The sequence below is a fragment of the Microtetraspora sp. AC03309 genome (genome assembly GCF_020826795.1).
In the GTDB taxonomy this organism is placed as follows: Bacteria; Actinomycetota; Actinomycetes; order Streptosporangiales; family Streptosporangiaceae; genus Microtetraspora; species Microtetraspora glauca.
The window spans coordinates 1-7,015 of record NZ_JADDIL010000145.1; the positions used below are offsets into that span (position 1 = coordinate 1).

Below are 7,015 nucleotides of genomic sequence, written 5' to 3' on the forward strand. Positions count from 1 at the left end.
GTCTGCTGGACGCGTATGCCAAGCCTCGGGCTGTGGGTGATGACCGGCCGCTGCGGGTGCGGAACGCTGACACGTTGATCGCCGTGCTGGAGCAGCAGATCGGCACCGAACTCCTTGTGCTGGTCAACGCCGAGTCCCTCCCGGACGACCCGACCGGTGCTTCCACATGCGACACGACCACCCAGGACACAACCGCGCTGCAGGACACAACCGCGCAGGACACGACCACCCAGGACACAACCGCGCTGCAGGACACAACCGCGCAGGACACGACCGCCCAGGACACGACCGCCCACGACAGCGCCGCCACCACCCGAACAGGAACCCCAACGGGCACGGAAGCGGGCACAGAATCCAGAACGGGACCGGGACCGGGAGCAGGACCGGGAGAGGGAGCGGTCACGGGAGCGAGCGTTCTCGCACACACGGCTGGTGCTGCTCAGGGCGCCGCAACTCAGGGCGCCGCAGCTCAGGACACCGTGATCGACGACACTGCCGATCAGGCAGCCGCAGCTCACAATTCGGGAACCTGCGGCACCGCGGTCAATGACACAGCCGCTCCCGATACTGGGACCCGAGACACGTCCGGCCTTCGCGCTCCGGCCCCGAACACCGCGACCTGGAACGCCACGGCCCGCGCGCCTGGCGCAGACCAGAGCAAGCCGAATACGGCCCACAGCGAGCCGGGCGCCGTCCAGAACCAGCGCGGCCTCTGCTGTAGTGAACCCACCGCGCCGCAGGACAAGTCGGCCGGTAAACAGGAGGAGCCGAGCGCGATCCAGGGCGACTCAGGCGCGGCCCGCAGCAGGACAAAACCCGCCCGGGGCGAGCCGGATGCCGCCCAGGGCGAGGGTGGCGTGGGTTGCGGCGCGCCGGGCGCGGTTTGGGGGAAGCCGGGTGTCGCCCAGGGCGAGCACGGTGCGGACTGCGGCGCGCCGGGGACAGACCGGGGGCAGCCGGGTGTCGCCCGGGGCGAGGGTGGCGCGGGCTGCGATGCGCCGGGGACGGGCTGGGGGCAGCCGGGTCCGGCGTGGAGCGGCCGGGCCGCTGACTGGGTGACACCCGACGGGTTGATCTCGGGCCGGACGCTACCCGGACTGCTGCTCGCCACCGGGCAGTTCCTGCCCGTCTCCGATATCCACCGCCTGGCCAACACCTCCACCCTCACCCGCCTGGTCATGAACGCCGACGGCGAGGTCCTCGGCATGGGCCGCAAAGTCCGCCGCGCCACCACTGCACAACGCAAGGTCATCCTGAGCCGCTACGCCACCTGCATGGTCGACGGCTGCCACCTACCCGCCCACCTCTGCCAGATCGACCACATCGACAACTGGAGCGACGGCGGCGCCACCGACCTGGACAAACTCGGACCCACCTGCCAATTCCACAACCGCGACCGCTACCGAAACCCCCACCGCTACCAACTCCGCCGGGCGGACGGCAAACGATGGGCCTTCACCTACACCGGCCCCCGGGCAGCCAGGCGTGCATGATCACATCAACGTCGGCATCACTTAGAGTTCCTGGCAGAATGCGCTCCGAAGGGTCCGGTCTGGAGGCGGCGGCTCATCCGTTGTCGGCTGTAGGTCTTTATCCCATGATGAGACCATGACCAGGGCCTGGTGGATTTTCGGGGTCTTCTTGATAGCAGCCGGTGTCGGTGCTGGACTATTTCCGAACCCCTGGGGCTTCGACGGTCACAGTGTCCTGACCTGTGGAAGCGCCTTCTTCAACGATGGCTACTCTTCCGAGTTCAATCCCAATGCCCAACCCGGCGACTGCTGATGGGGATCATTGCAGCGCTCCTCGTCACTGTGGGCGTGGGCCTCATCTGGATGAACATCTCCGTAAGACGGCGACGTACAAGAGCGATTTCCCTGTAGAGGTCATTCTGGTGGGACCCCTTACCCGATTTGGCTACTCTACGTTGTTAATTGGTAACAATAGGCATGTCTCGCCCCATACGCTTCCCGCTGCTCTTCGCGCCCGAGACGCCGCTGTGCCTCGCGGGCTTGTGATCCGTCCTTCCGGTCTGGGCTGGCGCCCCCGCCCATATGTCCCGCTCACACGTCCTGCCCACGTGCTCTGGTCTCGTGCCGAGGGCTCGCGGGGGCCGGTCATGTGGTTGGGCTATGTGGCCTGGCCCTATGGTCTGCCGTGCGGACGGATCGCGATGGTCTGCCGTGCGGACGGATCGCGCGGTGGGGCATACCGTCTGGTGATGAGGGAAGGGCTCCGGCATGCCCGTCATCAGCCTCACCGCTACAGACCTCACCACCGCGAGTCTCGCGGTTGCAGCCATAACCACCAGAGGTAAGCCCCAGGCATGAGCGCTGGAGGCATGAGCGCTGGAGGCGTGAGCACCATGGGCGTGAGCGCCACAGCACGAACCATCACGCAAAACATCACGGGAAGCACCACGGGAAGCACCACGGGAACCACCGTCGGTCTCGGTGTCATCGGCCTCGGTGTTGTCGATCGCACCATTGTCCGGACGGGAGCGTGATGGATCCCTGGACGCTGGCCTACGAGGGCTTCGACCCGAACGAGGAGGGGTTGCGCGAGGCCCTCTGCACCTTGGGCAACGGGCGCTTCGCCACCCGGGGGGCGGCGCCGGAGGCCGAGGTCGACGAGGTGCACTATCCCGGCACCTACATCGCCGGCTGCTATGACCGGCTCGTCTCGTCCGTCGCCGGATATGACGTGACGAACGAAGACATGGTCAACGCGCCCAACTGGTTGCCCCTGACCTTCGCAACTCCTGGCTCCGGGTGGTTCTCACCACGCACCACCGACCTGCTGGAGTACCGGCAGGAACTGGACCTGCGCCATGCCATCCTCCGCCGGCTGATCCGGTTCCGGGACGAGGACGGCCGGATCACCGTCGTACGGCAGCGCCGCCTGGTCTCCATGGCCGACCCGCTGTTGGCCGCGTTGGAGACGACCTTCACCGCTGAGAACTGGTCGGGACCTCTGCTCGTACGTGCCGCGCTTGATGGGCGGGTGACCAACAGCGGCGTACCGCGGTACCGCGACCTGCGCGGCGATCACCTGACCGCCCACGCCACCGGGGCGGACGGGGACATCCTCTGGCTGCGCGCCCGTACTCGCTCGTCGGCGGTCGTGATCGCGCTCGCCGCGCGGGTGGAGGCCAGGTCGCCGGGGCACGAGGTCGAGCGGGACCCGGAGATGATCGCGCGGGAGCACACCCTGGAACTGGTGCGCGGCCGTCCGACGGTGGTGGTGAAGACGGTCGCGCTCGTGACGTCCCGCGACCATGCCGTCGCCGGTCCCTCCGAGACGGCGGTCCGGCGGGTACGGCTCGCGCCGGGGTTCGAGCCGCTGCTTGAACGGCACCGCGTCGCATGGGACGGGTTGTGGGGGCGGGCCCGGCTGGACGTCGACGCTCCGAAGGCGCAGCGCAATGTCCGGTTGAACGTCTTCCACGTGCTGCAGACGTTGTCGCCGCACACCGCCGACCTCGATGTGGGGGTGCCCGCGCGCGGCCTCCATGGAGAGGCGTACCGGGGGCACGTGTTCTGGGACGAGCTTTTCGTACTGCCCTGGCTGAACCTGCGCTTCCCCGAGATCGCGCGCGGCCTGCTGCGCTACCGCTGGCGGCGCTTGCCCGAGGCCCGGGCCGCCGCGTCCGCCGTGGGCCTGTCAGGGGCGATGTTCCCCTGGCAGAGCGGCGGCGACGGGCGGGAGGAGACGCAGTCGCTGCACCTCAACCCCCGGTCCGGCCGGTGGCTGCCAGATCATTCGCGCCTGCAGCGTCATGTCGGGCTGGCGATCGCCTACAACGTGTGGCAGCACTACCTGGTCACCGGTGACCTGGAGTTCCTCGCCGACTTCGGAGCCGAGCTGCTGATCGAGATCGCCCGGTTCTTCGCCTCGATGGCGCGACTCGACCCCGGATCCGGCAGGTACGAGATCCACGGCGTGATGGGACCGGACGAGTACCACGACGCCTACCCGGGCGCCGCCTTGCCGGGGCTGGACAACAACGCGTACACGAACGTCATGACGGTCTGGCTGTTGCTCCGGGCGGAGGAGACTCTCCGGTTGTTGCCGCGGCGGTCCTACGAGGAACTCGTCGCGCGGCTCGGCCTCGACGCCACCGAGACGGAGCGCTGGGAGGACATCACTCGCGGAATGCGTGTGGACTTCCACGACGGAGTGATCAGCCAGTTCACCGGCTACTCCGGCCTGCTCGAACTCGACTGGGCGCGTTATCGCGGCGTGCGCCGGCTCGACCGCGAGTTGGAGGCCGAGGGCGACAGCGCCAACCGCTACCAGGCGTCCAAGCAGGCTGACGTGCTCATGCTGTTCTACCTGCTCACCTCCGAGGAACTGAAGGAGATTCTCGACCGGCTCGGCTACCGGACCGAGCCCGGCATGATCCTCCGTACGGTCCACTACTACCTCGCCCGTACCTGCCACGGATCGACGCTGAGCGCGGTCGTGCACGGCTGGGTGCTGGCGCGGTGCGACCGGTCGGGGTCCTGGCGGTTCTTCACGGAGACGCTCACCGCCGACGTGATCGACGTCCAGGGCGGCACGACGGCCGAAGGTGTGCACCTGGGCGCGATGGCGGGCACGCTCGACCTGCTCCAACGCTGTTATCTGGGGCTGGAGATCCGTCATGACGGACTGCATCTGAACCCGCTGCTGCCTGACCGGCTGGCCGGGCTCTCGCTGCGGATCCGCTATCGGGGCGCGGAGTTGTCGATCCGGGCCGATTCCGGCGAGATCCGGATCGGCCGAGCCGACGACGGTCCGGACATCGTGGCCGTGACCGTGCACGGCCGATCCGCCAGGCTGGGACGCCGCGAGAGCCGCGCCTTCCCTCTGCCGGATGAGACGCTCCCGGCGGCTGAATGCCTTTAGCCGGAGACCGGCGCCATGCCGGGGTTGGGTACCGCGAGGCGGGATGCGAGGATCCGGCTATGTCTGGACGTGGTGGTGAGGAGCATCTCATGACAGGTTCTGCCGTACCGGTGGCGTTGTTCGCCGCGCTGTTCGATGACGCCGCGCTCTTCCCGCCGGGGAACGCGCCGATGAGCGCGGCGATTCCGGGGCACCGCCGTCATCGCACGTCGTGGTACGCCGATTTCGTGGGCCCCTTCGTCTGCGCGGACACACGGCTCGCCGAGGTGCCCGCCGACGTCGTGGTCAGCGTCGTGGTGACCGGAGGCGCGGCGGCGATCGCCGGGCTCGGCCCGCTGCCGCACGCGGCCGCACTGGAGGTGCCCGGCGTCGAGACCGCGGCGGACGCCGAGGCGGCCGTGGCCGCCCTTCGCGCGGGCCGTCCTGAGGGGAGCGCCGGGTTCGTCGAGGTACCGCGTGGCCCGTCCAGGCCCGCCGTTCTCGACGTGCTGGCGGGAACGGAGTTCTTCGCCAAGTTCCGTACCGGCGGCACCGTCGCGTCGGCCTTCCCTTCGGAGGCAGAGCTCGCGGAGGCGATCGTCGGATGCGCGGCCCGGGGGCTGCCGTTCAAGTGCACCGCGGGACTGCACCACGCCGTGCGGCACACCGCGCCGGACACCGGCTTCGAGCATCACGGGTTCCTCAACGTCCTGCTCGCCACCCGCGCGGCGACGGACGGTGTCTCCGGCGCGTCCGGTGCCTCCGAGGCGGACGTCGCGGAGCTGCTCGCCCTGCGTGACGGTGCGGCCGTCGCCGATCTGATCCGCGCGTTCAGCGCGGATGACATCGACCGGGTGCGCCGGATGTTCCTTTCGTACGGCACCTGCGACATCGCCGAGCCGATCGAGGACCTGGCCGCCCTCGGCCTGATCGTCGTCCCCGATACGCTTGAGCAGCACGTGTGACGTCCGGCTCCGGCCGCACATCTCGGCTCGCACCGGGGGAGTCGCGATCGTGAGATTCGCCCCGGACTCCTTCGTCCCCGATCGGACGCGGACTCTTTCGTCCCCGGTCGGAGGTGGCGTCCTCGTCAGCCGGAGTAGCGGTGACGCTGCCCCGGCCCCGGTTCCGGCTCTGCCGGTCCCAGGGGGCGGGCAGCGCCGTGTCACATGGCGTGCTGTTGCGGCTTCGCCTCAACCCAGCGCTGGGCCGCGTCGGCGCTGTCCCGCAGCGTCGCCAGCAGGTCGGCCAGGACCTCGTGGTCCATGTAGGCCGTCTCGTTGATCGACGACGAATGTGTTCTCACCTTCTCGGCCAGGGAATCGATCGCTCCCAGGGCTCCGACGATGTGCCGGGTTTCCTCAGAATTCAGATCGCACATGCATTCAACGTAAGAAGGGGATACGCGGCCGTACAGGACCGTGAAGGTCGGAACCCTCTGTCCCGCCGGACACGCACCTCGGGGTGCCGCCACCGTTGACAGGCGGGCCGCACTTCTCACCGAGGTACCCGGCTGGAAGGATGCTGGTCGTGTCTCCCGAGGAGCCGGCCCTGCGCCTGCCACGAGCCACCGTCTTCGCGGCGGTGTGCGTCGGCGTCTCCGCGGGCGGACACGTCCTCGCGGGCGGCGGCCCAGTTCCGCCCGATGTGATGGCGCTCGGTGCCCTGGGTGCCCTGGCGTTGGCGTACGCGCTCAACGGTCGCGAGCGCGGCCCCGAGGTGGTGCTGACGGCGACGATCGGCGCGCAGGTCCTGCTGCACGAGTTGTTCGCATTATCCGCGCCCGTGACGTCGGCGGTGTCCGAGATCTCCGATGTGTCGACGACGTCTGAGATGCCGCCTACGCAGGCCATGCAGGCCATGCCGGTCGCGCTGTCCGATGCCGGACACGGCGGCCATCCCGGCCTGGGAATGTCGCTGGCGCACCTCGTGCTCGCGGTCTCGACCGGCTGGTGGCTGTATCGCGGTGAGAGCGCGGTGTGGCTCATGCTGCGCCTATGGGGCGCGGCGCCGTTGGCCGTGTTGCGCTGGATCCGCGCTGCGTCGACCGGCACCTTCGCGCCTCCGGCCCGGCCGGTATGTGGACGATCACAGAATTGAGCAGCCCTGTGCTCACGTAATTGACCAGGTCCCGGTCTGATTTCTG

5 protein-coding genes are annotated in these 7,015 nt (G+C 69.0%); 4 read left to right on the forward strand and 1 reads right to left on the reverse strand.

What is annotated here, in order from left to right; genetic code table 11:
- The 3 genes from IMZ11_RS41260 to IMZ11_RS41270 all read left to right on the forward strand — a co-directional run.
- On the forward strand, nucleotides 1-1,493 hold a 1,493-nt coding region (locus IMZ11_RS41260), incomplete at its 5' end, for an HNH endonuclease signature motif containing protein (RefSeq protein ID WP_228648820.1).
- A 1,012-nt stretch (nucleotides 1,494-2,505) separates the two neighbouring features.
- Nucleotides 2,506-4,890 carry a glycoside hydrolase family 65 protein gene (locus IMZ11_RS41265; protein ID WP_228648822.1) on the forward strand — a complete coding sequence of 795 codons (2,385 nt, stop codon included), beginning with the start codon at nucleotides 2,506-2,508 and terminating at the stop codon, nucleotides 4,888-4,890.
- Nucleotides 4,891-4,979: 89 nt separating this feature from the next.
- Complete coding sequence (locus IMZ11_RS41270; protein WP_228648824.1) at nucleotides 4,980-5,834, forward strand: hypothetical protein; 855 nt, start codon at nucleotides 4,980-4,982, stop codon at nucleotides 5,832-5,834.
- A 200-nt stretch (nucleotides 5,835-6,034) separates the two neighbouring features.
- Here the strand turns inward: IMZ11_RS41270 and IMZ11_RS41275 are convergent, their stop codons facing one another.
- A complete protein-coding gene (locus tag IMZ11_RS41275; RefSeq protein ID WP_228648826.1) occupies nucleotides 6,035-6,250 on the reverse strand; it encodes a hypothetical protein in 216 nt (71 codons plus the stop codon).
- Between the two features lie 149 nt (nucleotides 6,251-6,399).
- On the opposite strand from IMZ11_RS41275, the gene IMZ11_RS41280 reads away from it, so the two are divergent.
- Nucleotides 6,400-6,969, forward strand: coding sequence for a hypothetical protein (locus IMZ11_RS41280; protein ID WP_228648828.1), 570 nt, complete (start codon nucleotides 6,400-6,402; stop codon nucleotides 6,967-6,969).
- Nucleotides 6,970-7,015: the final 46 nt, after the last annotated feature.